Annotated in this window: 18 protein-coding genes, 1 tRNA gene and 1 pseudogene; 10 read left to right on the top strand and 10 right to left on the bottom strand. The window is 37.6% G+C overall.

Annotated elements, in window-relative coordinates:
- Positions 1–25: 25 nt before the first annotated feature.
- Positions 26–754 carry an aspartate/glutamate racemase family protein gene (locus tag PR683_RS10645; RefSeq protein WP_109911951.1) on the bottom strand — a complete coding sequence of 243 codons (729 nt, stop codon included), beginning with the start codon at positions 752–754 and terminating at the stop codon, positions 26–28.
- A 460-nt stretch (positions 755–1,214) separates the two neighbouring features.
- On the opposite strand from PR683_RS10645, the gene hypT reads away from it, so the two are divergent.
- Positions 1,215–2,123, top strand: coding sequence for a hypochlorite stress DNA-binding transcriptional regulator HypT (gene hypT / locus PR683_RS10640; RefSeq protein WP_004914205.1), 909 nt, complete (start codon positions 1,215–1,217; stop codon positions 2,121–2,123).
- Positions 2,124–2,227: 104 nt separating this feature from the next.
- Here hypT and PR683_RS10635 read toward each other — a convergent pair whose 3' ends face one another.
- From PR683_RS10635 to PR683_RS10625, 3 genes are read right to left on the bottom strand one after another with little or no spacing between them, the layout of a single operon-like run.
- On the bottom strand, positions 2,228–2,941 hold the full coding sequence (locus tag PR683_RS10635) for an MgtC/SapB family protein (RefSeq protein WP_109911952.1): 714 nt from the start codon (positions 2,939–2,941) through the stop codon (positions 2,228–2,230).
- A 38-nt stretch (positions 2,942–2,979) separates the two neighbouring features.
- A complete protein-coding gene (locus PR683_RS10630; protein WP_109911953.1) occupies positions 2,980–4,227 on the bottom strand; it encodes an MFS transporter in 1,248 nt (415 codons plus the stop codon).
- 14 nt (positions 4,228–4,241) lie between these two features.
- Entirely contained in the window at positions 4,242–5,063 is an 822-nt protein-coding gene (locus tag PR683_RS10625; protein WP_109911954.1) for an MBL fold metallo-hydrolase, read from the bottom strand.
- A gap of 346 nt (positions 5,064–5,409) precedes the next feature.
- Here PR683_RS10625 and PR683_RS10620 point away from each other — a divergent pair, with 346 nt between their 5' ends.
- From PR683_RS10620 to PR683_RS10600, 5 genes are all read left to right on the top strand, one after another.
- The gene (locus PR683_RS10620) at positions 5,410–7,629 is read left to right on the top strand and encodes an extracellular solute-binding protein (protein WP_004905219.1); all 2,220 of its coding nucleotides are present in this window, start codon (positions 5,410–5,412) and stop codon (positions 7,627–7,629) included.
- Positions 7,630–7,963: 334 nt separating this feature from the next.
- Complete coding sequence (locus PR683_RS10615) at positions 7,964–8,245, top strand: YtcA family lipoprotein (RefSeq protein WP_004905217.1); 282 nt, start codon at positions 7,964–7,966, stop codon at positions 8,243–8,245.
- Between the two features lie 3 nt (positions 8,246–8,248).
- Positions 8,249–9,289, top strand: coding sequence for a multidrug transporter subunit MdtN (mdtN, locus tag PR683_RS10610; protein ID WP_123382467.1), 1,041 nt, complete (start codon positions 8,249–8,251; stop codon positions 9,287–9,289).
- Positions 9,276–11,144 carry an FUSC family protein gene (locus PR683_RS10605; RefSeq protein WP_110732244.1) on the top strand — a complete coding sequence of 623 codons (1,869 nt, stop codon included), beginning with the start codon at positions 9,276–9,278 and terminating at the stop codon, positions 11,142–11,144. The genes mdtN and PR683_RS10605 overlap by 14 nt, the downstream gene beginning before the upstream one ends.
- Positions 11,144–12,628 carry a TolC family protein gene (locus PR683_RS10600; protein ID WP_442959608.1) on the top strand — a complete coding sequence of 495 codons (1,485 nt, stop codon included), beginning with the start codon at positions 11,144–11,146 and terminating at the stop codon, positions 12,626–12,628. Before PR683_RS10605 ends, PR683_RS10600 begins: the two co-directional genes overlap by 1 nt.
- Before the next feature lie 51 nt (positions 12,629–12,679).
- Here PR683_RS10600 and PR683_RS10595 read toward each other — a convergent pair whose 3' ends face one another.
- From PR683_RS10595 to mutY, 6 genes and pseudogenes are all read right to left on the bottom strand, one after another.
- Positions 12,680–13,696 carry a linear amide C-N hydrolase gene (locus PR683_RS10595; RefSeq protein WP_004905208.1) on the bottom strand — a complete coding sequence of 339 codons (1,017 nt, stop codon included), beginning with the start codon at positions 13,694–13,696 and terminating at the stop codon, positions 12,680–12,682.
- Between the two features lie 226 nt (positions 13,697–13,922).
- A pseudogene (locus tag PR683_RS10590) lies at positions 13,923–14,576 on the bottom strand (IS6 family transposase).
- 296 nt (positions 14,577–14,872) lie between these two features.
- Positions 14,873–14,948: transfer RNA gene (locus PR683_RS10585), tRNA-Phe, on the bottom strand.
- A 184-nt stretch (positions 14,949–15,132) separates the two neighbouring features.
- On the bottom strand, positions 15,133–16,206 hold the full coding sequence (gene mltC, locus PR683_RS10580) for a membrane-bound lytic murein transglycosylase MltC (RefSeq protein WP_109911957.1): 1,074 nt from the start codon (positions 16,204–16,206) through the stop codon (positions 15,133–15,135).
- A gap of 54 nt (positions 16,207–16,260) precedes the next feature.
- On the bottom strand, positions 16,261–16,530 hold the full coding sequence (locus tag PR683_RS10575; RefSeq protein ID WP_272581785.1) for an oxidative damage protection protein: 270 nt from the start codon (positions 16,528–16,530) through the stop codon (positions 16,261–16,263).
- A 10-nt stretch (positions 16,531–16,540) separates the two neighbouring features.
- Positions 16,541–17,593 carry an A/G-specific adenine glycosylase gene (gene mutY, locus PR683_RS10570; protein ID WP_109911958.1) on the bottom strand — a complete coding sequence of 351 codons (1,053 nt, stop codon included), beginning with the start codon at positions 17,591–17,593 and terminating at the stop codon, positions 16,541–16,543.
- Positions 17,594–17,882: 289 nt separating this feature from the next.
- On the opposite strand from mutY, the gene trmB reads away from it, so the two are divergent.
- From trmB to PR683_RS10550, 4 genes are all read left to right on the top strand, one after another.
- Entirely contained in the window at positions 17,883–18,602 is a 720-nt protein-coding gene (trmB, locus tag PR683_RS10565; protein ID WP_109911959.1) for a tRNA (guanosine(46)-N7)-methyltransferase TrmB, read from the top strand.
- Positions 18,602–18,934 (top strand): YggL family protein, encoded by a 333-nt coding sequence (locus PR683_RS10560; protein ID WP_109911960.1) that lies wholly within the window; start codon positions 18,602–18,604, stop codon positions 18,932–18,934. Before trmB ends, PR683_RS10560 begins: the two co-directional genes overlap by 1 nt.
- A 110-nt stretch (positions 18,935–19,044) precedes the next feature.
- Positions 19,045–19,971 carry a glutaminase B gene (gene glsB, locus PR683_RS10555; protein WP_094962054.1) on the top strand — a complete coding sequence of 309 codons (927 nt, stop codon included), beginning with the start codon at positions 19,045–19,047 and terminating at the stop codon, positions 19,969–19,971.
- A gap of 23 nt (positions 19,972–19,994) precedes the next feature.
- Positions 19,995–20,726, top strand: coding sequence for a DUF2884 domain-containing protein (locus tag PR683_RS10550; protein ID WP_004914162.1), 732 nt, complete (start codon positions 19,995–19,997; stop codon positions 20,724–20,726).
- Positions 20,727–20,822 lie beyond the last annotated feature (96 nt).

The following is a 20,822-nucleotide window of genomic DNA, read 5'->3' as shown; positions in this document are numbered from 1 at the left end:
TTAATTTTTGATATTTGATATAAAATTAAATATTTTTATTTATCATTAAATTTTGTTTCCCGACTCTACTTTCATACCAGTGAATACTTGCTCTGACTAAGGTACTGGTTGAGTCGATATATTTATCTGGATAATTATTTATTTCATTTTCAAGAATGACGGGAACTTCAGTGCAGCCAAGAACAATAATTTCTGCACCTCGGGAGAATAATGCCTCAGCTTGTTTTTTCATAATGGCCTCAGCCATTTTTTTATTTCCTGATTTTAATAAATAAATGCTTTCCATAACTTTGTCTTGGCTTTCTTTATCAGGCGTGATGCAGTTTAAATATTTATTTTCTATATTTTTTTGATACAACCCCATATACATAGTGGCATTTGTTGCAAGTAATCCGATATTTTTTTTCTTGGTTGCTAGCACTTCTTTCATTGTTGTCTCAACAATACTTAGCATATCGACGTGGCAAATATCTTTCAGTTCACTAAACCAATAATGTGCGGTGTTACAAGGAATAACAATACATTCAGCACCTGCATTTTCTAGTTTTTTTAGATAGTCAGTCATTAAAGGTAGAGGAGATTCACCACGGTTTAATAGCGCCTCTGTTCGATCTGGTATATCAGGAATAGATGATATAATTAAAGGGATATGCTCTTGGTCTCTATTTGCTACGGTATAATTAACGAATTTATTAAATAAATCGACAGTAGCGGCAGGTCCCATACCACCTAATACACCAATTAAACCTTTCATTTTAATACCCCTGCATTTCATCAGCTTTTTTATAAAATAAAAATCAATAAATGCTTATATTCCTTCATTTATTTAACATATAGGTTGGCATTAAAATAATTATTAACCTAAATATTACTGCCATAACCTATGGCTAATATTTATCAATGTTTATCTTGGATGAGAAATGCAAGTAAGTATGGGTTGATGCAAGATATGCATTAAGTTTTTTATTCAAAATAAAGTTATTTTAATAAATTGCTCTGAGAGCCTGAATAGACTAGGTTTTATGATGTAAATAAATTAAATAAAATTAATTTTTGATTTTTGTTAATGTTTTAAATAGTAGGGCTATGCATAATACAAATAATGTATCTACAAATTTTGTTTGGTTGCTTAACTAATCATTAACTTAAAATATCAATAAAAATACTTTTAATTTCTTATATTTTAACAGCAAGTCAATTTAAGGCTTAATAAGATGAAGAATATAGAAACAAAATGGCTATATGATTTTTTAACACTAGAGTCGTGCCGACATTTTTCTCATGCCGCAGAACAACGAAATATTTCTCAGCCCGCGTTTAGCCGTCGTATTAAAGCGTTAGAGGAAGCTATTGGTGTTGAATTATTTGATAGAACGACTTCCCCTTTACAGTTATCTGAAGAGGGCAAAATTTTCCATTCCCAAGCACGTAGTTTACTACAACAACTGGAATGTAACTTAAATGAATTATCCGGCCATAATGTATTGAGTCTACCAAATATTAAAATTGCTGCCGCTCATTCGTTGTCATTAACATTACTACCTAAATTAGTCCATGGGCTGTCCGGTTACGGTGAGGAGTTTGTTTACCATGTTGAAGCCATTGATGTCGTACAAGTTGTCAACGCATTGAGAGAAGGGAAGAGTGACTTTATTATCTCATTTTATGATGAAGATCTCATGCAATCTCCATTTTCCTCATTGAATGTATTTGAATCTGAATTATACCCAATTTGTGCCGCAGATGAGCATGGTAAGCCGCTATTTGACATCTATCAACCTCAAGTGCCGTTGTTGAATTACACAAGTGCTTCATATATGGGAAGGTTAGTTAATCGTCGGTTAAGTGAATTTGGTACGATCAATTCGAAAACACTTTTTATGTCATCAATGAGTGAGTTATTAAAAAATATGGCTTTGGATGGTCATGGCATAGCATGGTTGCCTATTTATTCTGTAGTGAATGAATTGAAAGAAAAGAAACTCGTTTGTCTAGATACGCCTGAATTAACGATACCTATCCAAGCTTATATCTACCGTATGGATACAAGGCTAAATAAAACTGCAGAGGACTTTTGGCGCATTTTAAAAAAGAATATTCCAGAGGATTTACGGCACTTATAGTGTCGATGGGGAATTTATAGATAAATAACCTGCTAAAATAAACAGGTTATTAAAATAATTCACATTTTATTTAGCGAAAATATATCACTTTGAAAAAGAAAGAATTAGTGATCTAAAGAAACAGAGTGGACATACTCCAACTGTTTTAAGGAGCAGTAAAATTCAGGTAAAGTGATTTTTTGGCGTACTAATAGCTTTAAATTTACCTCGACACGCTCTTTCTTGATATCTCTGATGGTGAGATTCTCAATTAAGTCTTTGTGGCTTTTTAGGTACTCAATAAGCAAAGGAACACCTTTTTCATGAGTAAATAGCATTCGAACTTTAATTTTTCCTAGTTTTTGGTTTCTCATCTGAAATAAAGCAACTTGAGGACTGAGTTGTATTGCTAAGAAAAAAAGGATTGTAACGATGATAGCATGCCAGTAGAACCCTGAACCACAGGCAATTCCAACACCGGCTGAAGCCCAAACAATGGCTGCAGTTGTTAGACCTGAAATGGCATCATCACGACGATGCAATATAACCCCAGCGCCTAGAAAGCCCACTCCGCTAATTATTTGTGCAGCTAATCTCATTGGGTCGCTACGTATATTGTCAGAGATATTGGCGTAATATTCCGCTGACTGAATAGAAACGATGGTTAATAAACAGCTGGCAACGGCGATAATGACACAAGTTTTAAAACCAACAGGTTTTCCCTTTGATTCACGTTCTAAGCCAATTAAGCCGCCTAAAACGAAGGCGGCTAGTAGTTTAGCAATACTTGATAGTGATAAAGGGCCAATGGTGCCAACAAACTGTATAAATAAATCCATGGCTTGCTCCTGACGTGACCTTACCCTTTCCTTAATTATTATTGTGCTGTAACGCGATTTGCTGGTTTTTCATTTTCCCCATTTTTCTTTTTAGACACATCGTCTTTAAAGAAGAAGATAAAGAAAACGGTGACAACAGCGGCGACGATAGCTGGGTAATGCCAGAATGTTCCCCATTGTGGTAATGCTGCGCTACCTGCCTCTGTGACAGTTGAATTAAAGATTTCACCACAAATTGTTGAAGCAAATAATAAGCCAAAGCCATTTGAAACAATAAAGCGTAAACCCTGAGCTTGCGCTCTGATCTCAGGTTTTGCTTTACGGTCAACGTAGATATCACCTGCTGTAAAGAAGAAGTCCCAGCATAATCCTTGAAGCATCAATCCGAAAATAATGAAGTAGAAACCGGAATCTACTGCAGCATAGGAAAATAACATTGAACGAATAATCCAACTTACTGCGCCAAGAAGTAAGGTGATTTTGAAACCGAATTTCATTAAGAAGAATGACAGCACAAACATAAATAGGACTTCACATGCAATACCAATTTGCATGATAGATGCTGCATTATCGAATCCAAGTGTTTTAATAAATACAGGGATATAAGCGGAGTAAGCTGTTTTCGGTATCATTAATACAAAGATACTAAACATTAAGATAGCGAAATAACGGTCTTTAAATAATGAAAGTGCATCTAAACATAGAATATCTCTAGCGGAGAAAGGTTTACCTTTCGCTTTTGGTGGTGTATTTGGCAAAGTAAAGCAGTAGAAACCTAGTAATACAGCAACAGCGGATGCGATATACCAAGTCATAGTACTACCTGAGAAGCCCATTTCCCCTAATATAAATCCGATAGCCATAAAACCGAATGTGCCAAATACACGAATAATAGGGAAATATTTCACACCATTAATATGAGAGAAGCTGATGCTATTAGAAAGCGCAGTTGTTGGATAAAACAGTAGCCCAATAATAAAAATCATAAACAGGGTCATGCCGCTATTTTGTGCCTCAATAAATTGAGGAACACATAGAATAACGGCCGCATTAATTAAATGCAGTGTTCCCATTACTTTTTGTGAAGCAAAGAAACGGTCAGCAACCATACCAATGAATAAAGGGGAAATAATGGTTGCTACACCTAATAAAGCGTAAGCATTACCAATGATGTTTGCCATCCCATAAGTACTTAACACAAGTCCCATTGTCATATTCCATGCGCCTTGCATGAAATATTGCACAAACATCATGATCAGTAAGCGAGAGGTTATTTTCATATCCATGATTAGTTTTCCTCTTAATATGCTTCTAGCGTTAATCCGTCATAAGCAACGCGGATATTATAAGGTGCACAAACCGCTTCTAATTCGTCATGAAGTAATTTGCCACTATGGGAAATATGTGAAACAGCAATTTGAGTTTCTGAATGCAGGCAGCCTTGTTGCTGCAGTTTTTCTTTAGCTGCAAAGACGGTTTCTAGGCTCATGTGATTATCTGTACGGTTTTTCCCATTGAGCCCGTAAGTGCATTCAAATACGACGATATCAAGTTGTTTATTTTCCAACCATTTCCAGGTTAATTCAGGGAACCAACCTGAATCATGTCCATAAAAAATAGCTTTTCCATTTTTTTCAATATGATAGACATAGCAAAGTTCCCATTTAGCATGGTTTGCAAGTAATGGCGTAATTTTATAACCGTTCCTTTCGACGGTGACAAAAGGGATTAAACAGTGGAAATCGAAACGCTCTTTACTGTAGCCGGGTAGAACGTCAAGGCAGCCATTAATTGCTCGGTCATTACCAAAAATATGTAATGGATGGTGAATTTCAAAACCATAACCTTCCATGCGGCTGAATAAATCGCCGACATTAAAATGGTCAGGATGAGTATGGGTAAATAGTAAGCTTTCAAACTTAGTTGCATCCATTCCGTCACGCATTAACTGATAGCTAAATGTCGGGGAAACATCGATCAACATAAGATCATCCACAATGGCGGAAGAATGGGTTCTAATATCTTTTCCTCCAAGCTCTCTTGCTTTTTGGCAGTGCTCACAGCGGCAGAAAGGATTTGGTATGCCTTCAGAAGCCGCGGTGCCTAAAAAGTGAAGTTTCATAATAATTACCTGTATTTTATAGTTTTATTTTGGAATTTTTGATCCCTGGTGTTGGTGTTCAAACAAAAAATAAATCAATTTGAACGTTCCAATAGTAATGCTGGGGGTTGTTATTGCCAATAAATGTTATTTAGATCAGTGATCTCATTCAAAGATTATTTTTTATATCATTGATTTTATTATTGTTTAATATTGCCCTGCAAAAGAAAGGCAAGAAAAGTAATCTTTATTTTATTCGTTTGTTTTATAAACTAATTGAGAGTGGAACGTTCAAATCAATTATCGGTAGTCGCGATGAATAATTCAGGTATGCTATTGGCAGCAATAATCAAGGTGAAAAAGACAAATGGCAACAATCAAGGATATCGCAAAATTAGCAGGTGTTTCTCATGGAACCGTTTCTAATGTTCTGAATAAGCGGGGGAATGTGAGTGTTGAGAAAATTGAAGCAGTCTATAAAGCCGCCAAGCAAATGGGGTACCAGTTAAATACACAAGCTCAATTATTGAGAACCAATAAGAGCCAAAAGATAGCAATACTTTTACCGCAATTGGTGTCTGATAAGTATGCAATATTTTTTAATTCATTTAGGCAATCTATGGCTCAGTATCCAGAGATAACTTATGATCTATTCTTGACGGATGATCTGGAGACGACAGAACTCGATGCATTACAAAAAATTGCCGCTGGTGGCTATAAGCAAGTCGTAGCAGTCAGTTGTTTGCAGGATGCCGCTATCTATTTTGACACCTTAAAATTAGCCGCTTCTCAAATTATTTTTATTTATCGTCAGCCTGTAAACGCTTACCATTTTTTCACATTGGATTACTCTCAGGCAGCTGATGCCATTTGCCAACAAATTGCGACAAGTCGAAGCCAGCTAGTGGGTATTTTTAGCGATGATCATGGTGATTTAGAGCACGCCACCTTTGTCAGTGAGTTACAAAATAACCTTAAACAGCAGGCCCCGAATAAAAAATTTATTATTATTCGTGCTTCTAATGATGAATCTTATAAGGCAGCTTTTGATTTTTTCTCTGAGGAGCAAATACCCGATTTATTTGTTGCTGAAGACATTGAAAAAGCTAGTTTTTTAACCCAAGCTAGTTTTTTTGGTAGTGAAGGTGATTGCCCTGCAATTTTTGCTTTAAGTGGTAACATTCCTCCGATACTAAAAGGGTTACATTGTTTCCCAATGAACTATGCACAATTAGGGTTGGAAGTGGTCGATGAACTGATGAGAGAAGATCACGCAAAGAAAACGGTGGGGAAGAATACTGTCTACGTTCGTAATCAAAGTGGTAACCTTTATACGGCAACATCGGCAATAATTACTGACAATAAATCCGATCCAACCTTAAATTTACTCATTTTACCCAGCCCTTCAACAAACGCACTTAAAAAGCTACTGCCACATTTTTATCGACAAACAGGAATTAAGGTTAATTTAGCAGTTTATCCTTATGATGAAGTTTACCAAATTTTAGGGCAGCTCCATTTACATCCTTATTATGATTTACTACGTATCGATATGGCCTGCTTTCCTTGGTTTGCGGAACGCATCTTGCAACCGTTAGATAAAGTCGGGAATGGGGTGACTGATTTATTAAGTAACTTTTCCTTACCAACACAGCAAAAATTTAGTTTGGTGAATGATACTGCTTATGCAATGCCATTTGATGCCAGTGCACAAATGTTATTTTATCGTAAAGATCTCTTTGAAGATCCTATTTTAAAAAGAATGTATTACGAGAAAACAGGACAAGAACTAACAGTACCGACTTCTTTTGATGAATACGATCAGGTAACCCAATTTTTTACAGAGCTACATGAAGAAGGTGAGTTTTTACGGCCTATCGGTGCATCAACGACGTTAGGCAGTGCGGGGTTAATTGCCACTGAGTACTTATTAAGGTATTACGCGGCAGGAGGAAAGTTAATAAGTAATGGTAATATTCCTAGATTAGAAATGCCATTAGCGGGTCAGGTATTAGATGAATACCTCCACCAGGTTTCTATTACAGAAAATATTCATAATAAATGGTGGAGCGAATCAGTAGAACAATTTGAGCAAGGGAAACTTGCTATGCTGATTGCTTATATGAACCTATTTAACGATGTTGCTCACAGTAATATTTTCCCTAAAATTGGTTTTGCCCCTGTACCAGGGGGAGTCCCTCAATTGGGGGGTGGGGCATTAGGGGTATCTCGCTATAGCCAAAAAACACATTATGCAGAACAATTTTATCGTTGGCTTTATTCACCAATAGTAATGGATCACCTCATTTTGTTGGGTGGAAACAGTAATCATCAAGATTTCAGCCATAATCAAGAGGTTTGCTATCGCTATCCATGGATGCCACTGGCTTATCAAGAAATAAATCGAGGTATCCGTGAATCTTCAATTCCAAACGGTAAGTTGTTTAATTTGCGCCAAGCTGAAGTCATTATTGGGCAAGGAATTACTAATGTTGTGAATAAAATCATGACTATAGATGAGGCGATTGAGTATATTAACCAGCGCTTATTGGTTGATACGCAAGGTGAGAGGCAAATAACGGGTTAATTGGTATTTTAAATAAGCGGATAAACAAATGATAAGCTGTTACTAACTTTCAGTGTTATCCGCATAAGCTAGTTGCGATACAGGGCGTTTTGTTTAGTCATTTTTACCGGTAGGTATAAAGCAAAAATAGCTTTTGAAGTAACCCTCAATTGCCCTCTTGGGAGGGTTCTCGGCATTTAGTGGCTGGTTTATGTATCTTTAATTCATTTTTTTATTTCATTTCATTTTATAGGTTTAATAAACTTTCGATTTATTATTCGATTATTATTTAAAAAGAGTTATAGTAGTGATTAATTAATAAGTTAATTAATCATAATATGATAGGTGAGTTATCTTGAGCTTAATTAGAAAATATCGCCATATTATCAGCGTTAGCCTGCTATCCTTATTGTTAATGGGATGCAACCAAGGACATTCCCCATTATTCCCCATGTTAGGCGCTTATTTCCCTTATTGGATGCTATGTGTCTTAATTGGATTGGTTGGCGCTATATTATTGCGTGTTGTTCTCGTTTATTTAGAAATTGATGATAAGTTACCTTTTCCTCTGATGTTTTACTTTGGTGTCTTGTTGACAATCTCTATTACCATATCCTTACTTTATTTTTCTCATTAAATTATGAATATAAAAAATAAAAAAAAGATAGCCGTCATTCTCACAATCGGCATATTTGCGGCTTTATTACTATTACTATGGAAAAGCCTGCAATCATCGATTCTGAATCCACTAAGTGAAGAGGCCGTGATTGAGGCCAATAAAATTAACATTTCTTCTGTCGTTCCGGGACGGATAAGCCAGTTTTATGTTAAAGAAAATCAGGAAGTCAAAAAAGGCGATCGATTATTTACCATTGACCCGACTATGTATGCTCTACGAGTGAACCAAGCTAAAGCCGAGTTACTTGTTGCAGAAGCGGCGTTAAGCAATAAGAAGAGAATTATTGTCGCTGAAACATCAAATTCTGAAGTGGCTGAAGAGCAAATAAAACGTGCACAAGTTAACCTTGCACTGGCAACCCAGTCTTTAAAACGTTTAGAGCCATTGTTGGCGAAAGGTTTTGTTACCGCCCAACAAGTGGATGACGCCCGAACCTTAAAACGTGATGCAGAAGTCAGCTTAAAACAAGCTCAAAAACAAAATGTGGCATCAGAAGCATTAATTAATAACACCAAATCTGAAGAAGCACTTGTTGAGTCATTAAAAATATCACTCGCCATGGCTGAGTGGGAATTGGGTAACACGGAAATTAAGGCACCGAGTGATGGGTATATTGTTGGACTAACGATATCAGCGGGTGAGTTTGTCCTTTCAGGGCAATCTGTTTTTACCTTAATTGATACAGAGACATGGTTTGTGTCCGCATACTTTAAAGAAACAGAGTTAGATAACATCCAAATGGGCAGCTGTGCAGTTGTTTATTCAATGATTAATAACAAACAACCTATTAAAGGCCGAGTACAAGGTGCAGGTTGGGGAGTAATGTCTACTGATCTGTTGAATATACCTCGAGACTTACCTTATGTCCCCAAGTCTTTAAATTGGGTGCGTGTTGAACAACGTTTTCCTGTGAGAGTAATTTTAGAAAATCCACCGAAAAATCTGATGCGTGTTGGTGCGACTGCCACTGTTAATATTGTATCCCAAGATGATGACTGCTAAAGCTTTACTGGTTCTTCAACAAATAAAACAAGATTTGTTGCCATTTAATTTTCGTTTCGCGACAACATGGCGGATTGCTTTACTGTGCGCATTAATGGCTGGCATTGCGATGTTATACGAAATTCCAGAATCGGCGATTAGCTGCTATTTAATTATCTACCTTGTTAAAGCCAATGCGATTGAAAATATTCTGTTATGTATTGGTGTCATAGTGCTATGCAGTATAGCGGTCTGTGTAATCTTTATATTGTTTAACTTTACGATTCAAAATGTGATGTTGCGCTTTTTCTTTATGGCCCTTTTCTCAGGGTTATTTATGTATTTGTCTTCAGCGAGCAGCCTTGGTGATGTCGGTAACTTAATTGCCCTTGTAATTGCATTTCTAATGACATTGATTGATGATGTTCCTTTTGGCGATGCCGCAACAAGAGGGCTTTTATACGCACTATTAATGGCTGTATCCCCCATGTTATTGGTGGTTATCTTTAATTACTTTTTTGGGATTAGCCCTAAAAAATTATTAATGAATAAGCTAGCTGAGCGTTTTTTGGCTGCAAACCAATTTTTTTTAGGGAAAATGCCGTATTCAATTCAAATTAGTGAAGCTTTAAGTACGCAGGCTGAATGTAAACGGAACCTAATGCTCATCAAACTCTTTTTTCTAAAAGGAAAAAGGGAAATCCAGTGGCTAGATAGCATGGTTGATAATTCGTATGAAATACTGATCATGTCCTTAAATTTACCCGATGATACTTCTGCTGAAATTCGTCTATTACTTGCGGAAAAATGTCAATTTATTGCGCAGTGTTTGGAAAAAAACCAAATTGAACAATTGGAAACGCTAAAAAGCGAAAAAAATAGTTACCTTGAAAACCAGAAAATACTGGCTGATTTTCAAGATATTCTATTTAAGAAGAAAGTGGGGAGTGACCCTAAAGCTAAAAATCCCTTTTTTGTTAAAGACGCTTTTACAAATCCAAACCATAAATATTTCGCCATCAAAACAACCTGTGCTGCACTAATATGCTATGTTTTTTATGACTATTTTGAATGGCAGGGGATCCACACAGCGATGATCACTTGCTACGTTGTTGCATTGACTTCTGTTGGTGAAACAGTACATAAGCTAACGCTGCGTATTATAGGGTGTTTAATTGGTGCATTAATCGGGGTTATTTCGATTGTGTATATTATCCCTCATTTATCCGATATTTTTAGCCTAATGATACTCATCTTTTTCTGTATCTTGCCTGCTGCATGGGTGGCTGCGGGTAATGAGCGTATATCCTATGCAGGAGTCCAAGTTGGGCTGGCATTTTTATTAACCGTTCTTCATGGTTTTAAACCGAGCTATGATCTGGATGTTGCTTCCGATAGGATCCTCGGTATCCTATTAGGTAATGTTGTCATGTACATTATGTTCACTAAAGTGTGGCCGGTCTCTATCATGACTACAGTTAACTCTCAAATTAGAAATATTCTAGATAGTTATGCGGCACTTAAATTAAAATCTTATGATAACAATGTCGAGGCTCTCAGTTTGGTTGCTGCAATCAATGAGGGCGTTATTAAAACAAAAGATGATATTAATTTATTGATGTTCGAAACCCACTTTAAAGATAAAGGGGGGGCTTTAACTCATTTCTTAAACCAATTCTTAACCAAGGTTTCAGTAGATAGTTACCAAAATTATTCGTCTGAATTTATTCCTTTTAATCATAAAGATCATTTTGATTCGAATACAAATTTAAAATCTGCCAGTGATTTGAAATATGATGTCTTAAATACGATACCTTCAACTTTATCGGCTCAAGAAAAAGAGCAAGTCATTAAAGAACTAGTGAGCGAGAAGTAATGATAATGACCCAATCAATGAGATACGACAAAAAACGATATTTACTCATCTCGATATTCAGCATTTTTCTTGTCGGTTGTGTCGATACGAGCCGTTCATTTATGGATAAAGCGCCGCAGCCTTTACAATATGAAACTGACACATATATCTCTTCCCCTGAAGAGAATTTATATGCTGAACATAACGAAGTATTTAAAGATCAATATGACCTAGCAAGCCTTATCGATGTTGCACAAAAAAATAATCCTGAAACACGTATTGCTTGGGAGCTTGCTAAAAAAGCCGCAACCAATGTGGGAATGGTTGAAAGTACCTATTTACCCGTTATAACTGCAACAGCATTAAGTGGCTATCAACGTGGAACATTGAAGTTACCACATAATGATTTAGTCGATAAAATTGATGTTTCTAACCATGTTTTTATCCCTGCGATAACGTTTCAATGGCTATTGTTTGATTTTGGTCAGCGAGGAGCATTAACTGATGCAGCCAAACATGCATCTTTAGCTTCTGACCTTAACTTTAATTTACTTCACCAAAAAATTATTCATGATGTAACCATTGCTTATTATGCTTATGGTGCAGCACAGAAAAAAACAAAAATAACTTATGAAGCTTTGGAGCGAAGCCAGCGTTTATTGTATGCCGTAGAGCAAAAAAAAGCGCGTGGGCTAGCAACCGTACTGGATGTTGCATTAGCGAAGCAGCAAGTTTCACAATTAGAGTTTCAGAACGTATTAGCTAAAGGGAAAGAAAGAGATCAATACCAATTATTACTCTCTACCATCGGTATATCTCCATTGAAAACAATTAATATTCAATATAATGATAACGATGTTTTGCCTGATAATATCGCACCGTTGACCCATGAACGGATCAGAAATGCGTTAGCCCAGCGCCCTGATGTGCTTGCTAACTATGAACTTACACTGGCAGCGATGAAAACGACCCAATCTGTGGAATCCGACTATTTCCCTAAAGTCTATTTAGCGGGGGCAGTCGCGGGGGGAAGCAGCCGTTTAGATGTGCAAGGACTACCGGGTATCAACCAAAGTTCTTCATCTTCAAATATTTTGATAGGTATCAGTATTCCGCTTTATGAAGGGGGAATAAGGCAAGCACGTATGAAGAATGCTCAGTCGGATATTCTTATTGCCCAAGAGAATTTGCGGAAAAGCCAAGAAATGGCGATTCGAGAGATGAGTTTAACTGAGAATGCACTAAAATCAGCGGTTGAGGCCAATAAAGCGGCGAAAAACCTAGTCGAAACAACTCAATTAAGTTATACCGCCAGTGTTGATTTTTATAAAAATGGTTTAGGAACAGTGACTGAAATTAATGCCGCAGAAATTGCATTATTAACAGCCGAGCTTGCTCATATTGATTCTTATACGGGTTCAGTTATTGCTGCTGTGGATTTAGCCTTTGCATTAGGTGAAATTGAAAGGGCTTTACCAAAATATGAAGACGCTACGATAAAATAGGTTTATGAGATAGCAGAAGATAACCTAGTATTTATCTTCTGCGATTATAAATTAATAAATATCCAGTTGTTGAAATACAGGTTTTCCTGCACTACTAAATTGGCTAATTGAATATTGGTTATAATTCATTTCGCCATAACCTCTAATATATATTACACCATTAGATAAATCAGATAAGCAGCTCCAAACAGTATATTCAGAAAGTAAACTATTTTGAGTGCCTTCTCCTTCCCCCATATTATCAACAGTCATATTTTTAGTACGGTCAAAATTATTCATAATGTGAGCGAGTGTAATCATAGCGTCTTTTGCATTGTCAACTTTTGGCGCATAAGTACTATAAAAAACCGCTCGAATGAAACGCCCAACAGATGTATCAGACGAAGGTAGATTTGATGTTGCAATACCACTATCAGGTTGAGTAACTCGAATATTACCCAGTAAACTTGTTGATATATCTAGGTTTGATAACTGAGTATAATTATTCAGGTTTTTTAAATGCCATTGAAAATCAGGCCCATTAGTCATGACACGAGTAGGGTTATCAAAAACCTGTAATTTGCCATTTACGGCTTCAACAATAATGCTACCACCGTGTTTATCATAAAAAGCATAGTGGAATGGTGATGTTAAATTCCTAAAGTTAACAAGAATAGGGGACCAAAAGTAACCATTTTCAACCGCTTTTTTAACGTCATCAACATGACTAAAAAGGGATAAAGCCCATTCGCCTAATGCGGTAACAGGCAATGATAAATAATAGTTTTCCGGATTAATTGGCGTAAGCTCTGCTTCAGAAATCATATTTGCACTAAACGTTAATCCTGCACTATTTAACCCTTGGAATATATTATGGTTATCTCCATCAAAATAAACTTCGGTCGTTATCGCAAGAATATCGAATTTAGATGTATAATTAATACCATTTTCCCCATTAGGGGCTTTTTTCTGAAAAAAAGTATTCGCAGGATAATATGTTATCCAAGAGGGCAGGTCTTCCGTTAATTCTAATGTTCGCCCTTGGTAAATATTATTTTGGCTATCTGTTATTGATAAACTCGTACACATTCCATTTAACCTCGTTTTATGAAGTATTCGCGAATTTGTAGGCTACACTTCATTTTAATAAATGTGGGTCGTAAGGTAGCTAAATAAATATTACCTGATAATGAAGATTATTTATATTGAAATTGTTTTTCAATAATAGGTGACCCATTAAAATAATAACAGAATCCCAATTAAGGGCACTGTTGCAAATAAAGTGGTGAGATTGAGTTTTTCAACTCGAAATGGGCTACATACCAAAGAGCCGATTCACTAGGTGCATTTCGCTTAGCGGTTGAGCATAGTAACAAATGTTCAGCTTAACCCTTGCGAAGTGCATGCATTATCTCAATACCTTTAATAGTCGCATGTGCCGTTTTAATTGATTTAAATTCTAAGGTGGGATTTATCACGCGCTTCAATTTTCCATGATCGCATTCAATGACATTATTGTGAAATTTGATTTGCCGTTGCTCTACATGTGTAGGGCATTTTCCTTCTTTTTTGAGAGGGTTAAGAGCTTGACTATAAGGTGAGGCTTTATCTGTATTGATAACCCTGAGGATTTGCCATTTCTAACTCGATTGAATATTTTTCTTAAAAACCGATAGGCAGCTTTGGTATTACGATGTGGTGAGAGGTAAAATTCAATGCTGTGCACTCGGCTATCGACAGCTCGGTAAAGGTACGTCCATTTCCCATTCACTTTGATATAAGTTCCGTTTAAATGCCAATTGTTGAGGTCGGAGGGACTACACCTATACCAACATAACCGCTTTTCTATTTTTGGCGCATAACGTTGAATCCAGCGATAGATTGTCGTGTGAACTAAATTTACACCACCATCAGCCAACATTTCCAAGCGTTCTTGATAACTGATACCGTATTTGCAGTACCAATGCATAGCTCAAAGGATGATAATACCTGTGAAATGACGAGCTTTAAATGCATTCACCAAACAATTCTCAGTAACAAAATAATTAATTTAGCATACCTATTACTTAAATTTTGCAATAGTGCCAGATAAAGAGGGTACAAGATTCTATCGAACTAGTGTATACCCGCAATTGTACCTGCACAGTAGGGTTGATGTGGGTAGAGTCGAATAGAATTCAGTTGAGGTGAAACTTTGGCGGAGTGTTAATTTTAGCGGGCGTTACAAACAAAAACAGACGTCATTTGACGTCTGTTGAGAATTAGTGGTGCCCGGACTCGGAATCGAACCAAGGACACGGGGATTTTCAATCCCCTGCTCTACCGACTGAGCTATCCGGGCAACGGAGCGTATTAAACCTGATTTCATTGGTTGAGTCAAGGCGCTTTCAATAAACTTTTGACTGTATGCGCTTTTTTTCAACATGTTAGCCAGTTTTTAATCGAATATACATAAAATTATTAAGGTTAATAACAAATGCCAGCCTAAAAACCAATTTTGGCTGGCATGCAATATTGGAAAAATTTTAGCGGAGATAATTTTTCTGTGCTTTGTTCACTTTGATAAGATAATTACGTGACTCAGCCGCTGGGTGTTTAGTGGATAAAGTTTCATACACTTCTCCAGGCTCTAAATTATTAATACGTTGTGCTGCTTGTTTTTTATCACTGTGGAAGACACGTAATACGCTACCAGCTCCGCCATTATAGGCAGTGATGACCGCATAGCGGCGTGAGGTCTGGTTACGAATATCGCCTAAGTAGCTGTTTTGCAATATAGCTAAGTAAGCAGTGCCTGTATCAATATTTTTCTCTGGGTCAAATAAATAGCTACGGCTAGGAACACCGGATTTCCCTTGTGAGCGGAAAACATCTTTCCCTGCTGTATTTGGCATTATCTGCATTAAACCAAGTGCATCAGAACGGCTAACCGCATAAGGGTTGAAACTCGATTCAATTTGCATGATAGCTAGGATTAATGATTCATCAACACCATATTTGGCTGAAGATTTTTTAATATAAGGTAAATATTTATGAGCCCGTTTATCTAAATGGTTTGGTACTAGTTGCATAGTTACGGACCAAACAATATTCATACCAGACTGCCGGCGCTGCATTTTATTTTCTATCAGATAATCAGCAAACTTTGTGGCTCGCCATTCCCAACGAATAGCTTCTCCTGTGTTATCTAGCACTTGGCCAAATAAAAAGGGTTCTTTGCTATGAGGAATATCATTAATATCAGAATAGAGGTCAATGGAATTAGGGTCATCTCCCATTAATAAGGTGGTGACAATAGCTTTCTTTAGGTGCTGTGAAGGTTCTATTGCTGAAATTGTCTCAACCGTGATGGTTCCCGCATCAAAATTAATATGGCTACGAGTTCGGTATTCATCGGTATATTTAACGTAGTCTTTTGGGCCTGCAATTAACACTTCTTTAATGCCCCAGATATTTTCAATATTGTGGGCAAATTGGCCCATTAAAATATCGAACCCATTGGTATCTTTGACATAATTAGGGTTAAAGTCAGATTTTTGCTTGCTAGAACAAGAAACAATTAAGGGAATTAACAAACTCAGCGCAAATAGTTTTTTCATACGATTCACAGTCTTGGGGCAAAAGTCTACCTACTTAGTAGGTAGACAAACAGATTATTTTTCAGGTGTATAGCCATCAATATGGATATCATGGCCTTCAAACAAGAAATTAATCATTTCTTGTTCTAACATTTTACGGTCGTCAGGGTTCATGGTATTGAGTTTCTTTTCATTAATAAGCATAGTTTGTTTTGCCATCCATTGACTCCATGCTTCTTTTGAAATCTCGTTAAAAATACGTTTTCCTAACTCACCTGGGTAAAGCTGAAAATCTAGCCCATCTGCATCACGTTGTAAAAATGTACAAAAAATGGTTCTACTCATTAATTTTTCCTCAAATATCAGGTAGTAAGGCGAGCTGTTTTAGTAAACTTTCAACTGGGGCTGCAAGGCCGATAGTTGCGCCTAAGTGTAAGTTATACCAGAGTCCTTTGCCTTCATCCATGGCAGAATTAAATGCCTGAATGTTAACTTTTACAGGGATAATATCTAAATGGAAATGGCTAAATGTGTGACGGAAGGAAATTAATTGCTCTAATTGAGTATATTCAAGGCCTGATTCTCTCAACCAATCATTGAGTTGCTCTAAAGAATTGAATTGTGGGAAGGCAAATAACCCCCCCCAAATACCGGATGGTGGGCGTTGCTCTAACCACACACTGTCACCGTGCTGCATAATTAGAAACCAAGCACTTTTTTCAGGAATTTTCTGTTTAGGCTTTTTGCCCGGGTAGTTTTGCCATGAATGATTGGCATAGGCCATGCAACCAAAAATAAGTGGGCACAGCTCACATTTTGGTTTACTGCGAGTACAGACCATCGCACCTAAGTCCATCATCGCTTGGTTAAAAAATTCAACTCCCTCTTTTGGCGTGACATCAGTACTGATTTCCCACAAGCGATTTTCGACTTCTTTTTTACCCGGCCAGCCATCAACCGCATAAGCTCGAGCTAATACACGTTTAACATTACCATCTAAAATAGGATAATGCTGTTTTTGCGATAAAGACAAAATTGCCCCAGCAGTGGACCGGCCAACACCGGGTAGCGCTAATACTTCATCAAATGTAGTGGGAAACGAGCCATCATATTGAGTCGCGATCACTTGTGCCGCTTTATGGAGGTTCCGAGCCCGAGCGTAATAGCCGAGTCCTGTCCATAGGTGTAAAACTTCATCAAGAGGTGCGTTGGCAAGGGCGGTAACATCCTCAAAACGAGAGATAAACTTCTCAAAATAGGGGATTACAGTACTCACTTGGGTTTGTTGCAGCATGACTTCTGATAACCAAACATGGTAGGACGATTTTTCCTGTTGCCATGGCAACGTTTTACGACCGTATTTGTGATACCAGTCAAGCACTGCAGATGAAAATTGTTGAGCTTCCATTGATAATTTTATTTTTTATTGATATTTCCAGTCATGGCAGGAATTGCAACATAGACGAAGAGGGCTGTAAACCGCTATTGTGTTGTTTAGTGTAAAGTTAGCTAATTATCAACTGCATCCTTGTGGAAGTTTTGCTAAACTCCGATATCCATCATGCTTCAAGGGTAAGGGTACTCACTGTAACTTGGGCATTTAGGGCTGTAAATTGATAAATTTGGTAACCAATCACCTTATAAACTTGATTGTTGGCACACTAACTTAATTGGGCATTCATTTTAGAACCTTTATTATGATCAATAATGTTATCTCCCCCGAATATAATGAAGATGGGCGGGTTATGCGCCGAGTCCGTAGTTTTGTCCGCCGTCAAGGGCGTCTGACAAAACGTCAGGAAGACGCATTAGAAAAAGAATGGGCAGAAAAAGGCATCGATTTTATCAATGAGCCTTTTGATTTTGCCAAAGTATTTAATAACTCAAATCCAGTTACCTTGGAAATTGGGTTTGGGATGGGCGCCTCATTGGTGACCATGGCATCTCAAAATGCAGATAAAAACTTTTTAGGTATCGAAGTTCATGCTCCCGGTGTTGGCGCATGTTTAGCATCAGCAAAAGAAGAAAATGTCACCAATTTACGGGTGATGTGCCATGATGCAATAGAAGTTTTAGACTGCATGATCCCAAATGGAAGCCTTGAAATGGTTCAGTTATTTTTCCCTGACCCATGGCATAAAGCGAAACACAATAAGCGCCGTATTGTGCAAGTTCCGTTTGCAGAAAAAATTCGTAGTAAACTAGCTATCGGTGGTGTTTTCCATATGGCAACGGATTGGCAGCCTTATGCAGAGCACATGCTTGAAGTGATGACGAGTGTCGAAGGGTATAAAAACTTATCGCCATCAGGTGATTACGTTCCTCGTCCAGAAACAAGACCAGAAACAAAATTTGAAAAGCGCGGCCAGCGGTTAGGGCACGGTGTATGGGATTTAATGTTTGAGAGGATCAAATAATGGCTAAACAACAACGTAGTCGTCGTTTACGTAAAAAATTACGCTTGGATGAGTTCCAAGAGTTAGGCTTTACCGTTAAGTGGAGCTTTAAAGAAGGTACGCCGATTGAGGAAGTTGACAGCACCGTTGACCAACTGATTGCAGAAGCGATTGAACCGAATGGTTTAGCATTTGAAGCAAGTGGCTATATGAGCTGGGAAGGGATCGTTTGCCTACAAAAAATTGGCAAATGTACCGAAGAGCACCGTCAAATTGTTGAAAACTGGTTAAAATCAAAAGGTATGAATGACGTCGTCGTTTCTGAGCTTTTTGATGTTTGGTGGGAAGAATAATTTTATTGAGTCAACCTCAATAAATAAACTGAACTTTCAGTCGCTTGAAGAGGCATCCAAAAATTGGGTGCCTTTATTTTCTGTTGCAAATACTATCTGGAGTCAACGTTTTGAGCGCCATGTTTTCTAACCAGCTACTCAACGATATCCTAGACCAAGTTCGCCCACTGATTGGGCAAGGTTGTGTTGCAAATTACATTCCTGCTTTAGGTTGTGTGCCTTCCCACCATTTAGGTATTGCTGTATCCACAATCGATGGTGATATTTTTACCGCAGGGGATGCATATCAACGCTTTTCAATTCAATCTATTTCAAAAGTATTAAGCCTTACGCTTGCAATGACGCGTTATGAGGAAGAGGAAATTTGGAGCCGAGTAGGTAAAGAACCCTCCGGGCTACCATTTAATTCGCTAATTCAAATTGAAATGGAAAAGGGGATACCTCGAAACCCGTTTATTAATGCGGGAGCCATTGTTATCGCTGATATGCTGCAATCACGCCTTAGCGCACCAAAACAGCGTATGTTGGAGTTTGTCCGAAAGTTGTCTTGCGAACCGGATATTAGCTATGACACAGTTGTCGCTCGCTCAGAACTGGAACACGCCAGCCGTAATGCGGCCATTGCTTATCTTATGAAATCTTTTGGGAATTTTGAAAATGATGTTTTAACAGTTCTCGAAACTTATTTTCATTATTGCTCTCTAAGTATGAACTGTGTTGAATTAGCGAGATGTTTTTCTTATTTAACATCGCAAGGAATGTCATCTTGCTCTATTGACCCCATCATCACACCGCTGCAATCAAGACAAATCAATGCATTAATGATGACTTGTGGTATGTATGACGGCTCTGGTGAGTTTGCATTTCGGATAGGAATGCCCGGTAAGTCTGGCGTTGGAGGGGGTATTGTCTGCGTAGTACCAAACCAATTTACGGTCGCGGTTTGGTCACCTGAGCTAGACTCGGCGGGGAACTCTTTAGTCGGATGTGCGGCTTTAGAGTTATTATCGAAACGAATTGGGCGTTCTGTTTTTTAATTAATGCTCTACTAGGAGATTTTATGTTACGCCGTACATTAATTGCATTTTCACTCCTTGCTTGTGCGACGAGCCAAGCTGCAGATTATAACTGTTCTGTAACACCAAAGGATGACATCTTTATGACACCCGAAAGTGTGCAAGTCATTGGTGCGAGTGGTGATTTAAAAATTACGCCAAACGGTGAAATCACACTTAACGGTAAAAATGTGGCTGCAACAGAGGCGCAAAAGCAGCAAGCTATTCGTTACCAAGCCGATATTCGTCAGGATTTACCTTGGATAAAACAAGAATCAGAAAAAAAATTATCAACTTCAAGGGAAACGATAGACAAAGTTGTCGTTAAAGTGGTTGGTAGTGACAGCAATATCCGTAACCGGTTAACAAAATTAGAAAAAGATCTTAATGGGCAAATCAACCAAATTATTGAGACTCGTCCCAATGGTTATGTGTTTCACCATAAAGCCATGAAAACGGTTGAAACGAAAGGGCGGGAGTTAGTCAATGAAAGCTTAGGCGGTATTTTACAAGACAGCATTAATGAGATGGGGCGTAAGCAATTATTATCGGGTGGTGATGCCAATAAAGCGTTACAAGGTATGCTAGGCAACTTAGGCGGGTTACAACAAGAACTTGAATCTGAATGGAAAAAACAAGAGAAAAGCTTCCAGCAATTCGGCCAACAAGTTTGTTCTAAAGTGACTTCAATAGAGCAACAACGCGTCTCATTACTTAATTCAATCAAAAGTCACTGATCGATTTAAAATCAATAATAACTTTATGAACAGTAGTGTATTTTTGTACATTACTGTTTTTTATTTATCTATATTATCGTTATCATCAATTTGTGT

Source organism: Providencia sp. PROV269 (assembly GCF_028477785.1).
Taxonomy (GTDB): domain Bacteria; phylum Pseudomonadota; class Gammaproteobacteria; order Enterobacterales; family Enterobacteriaceae; genus Providencia; species Providencia rettgeri.
Note: the sequence above shows the minus strand (reverse complement) of the source record. Positions and strands in the feature narration are given on the sequence as shown.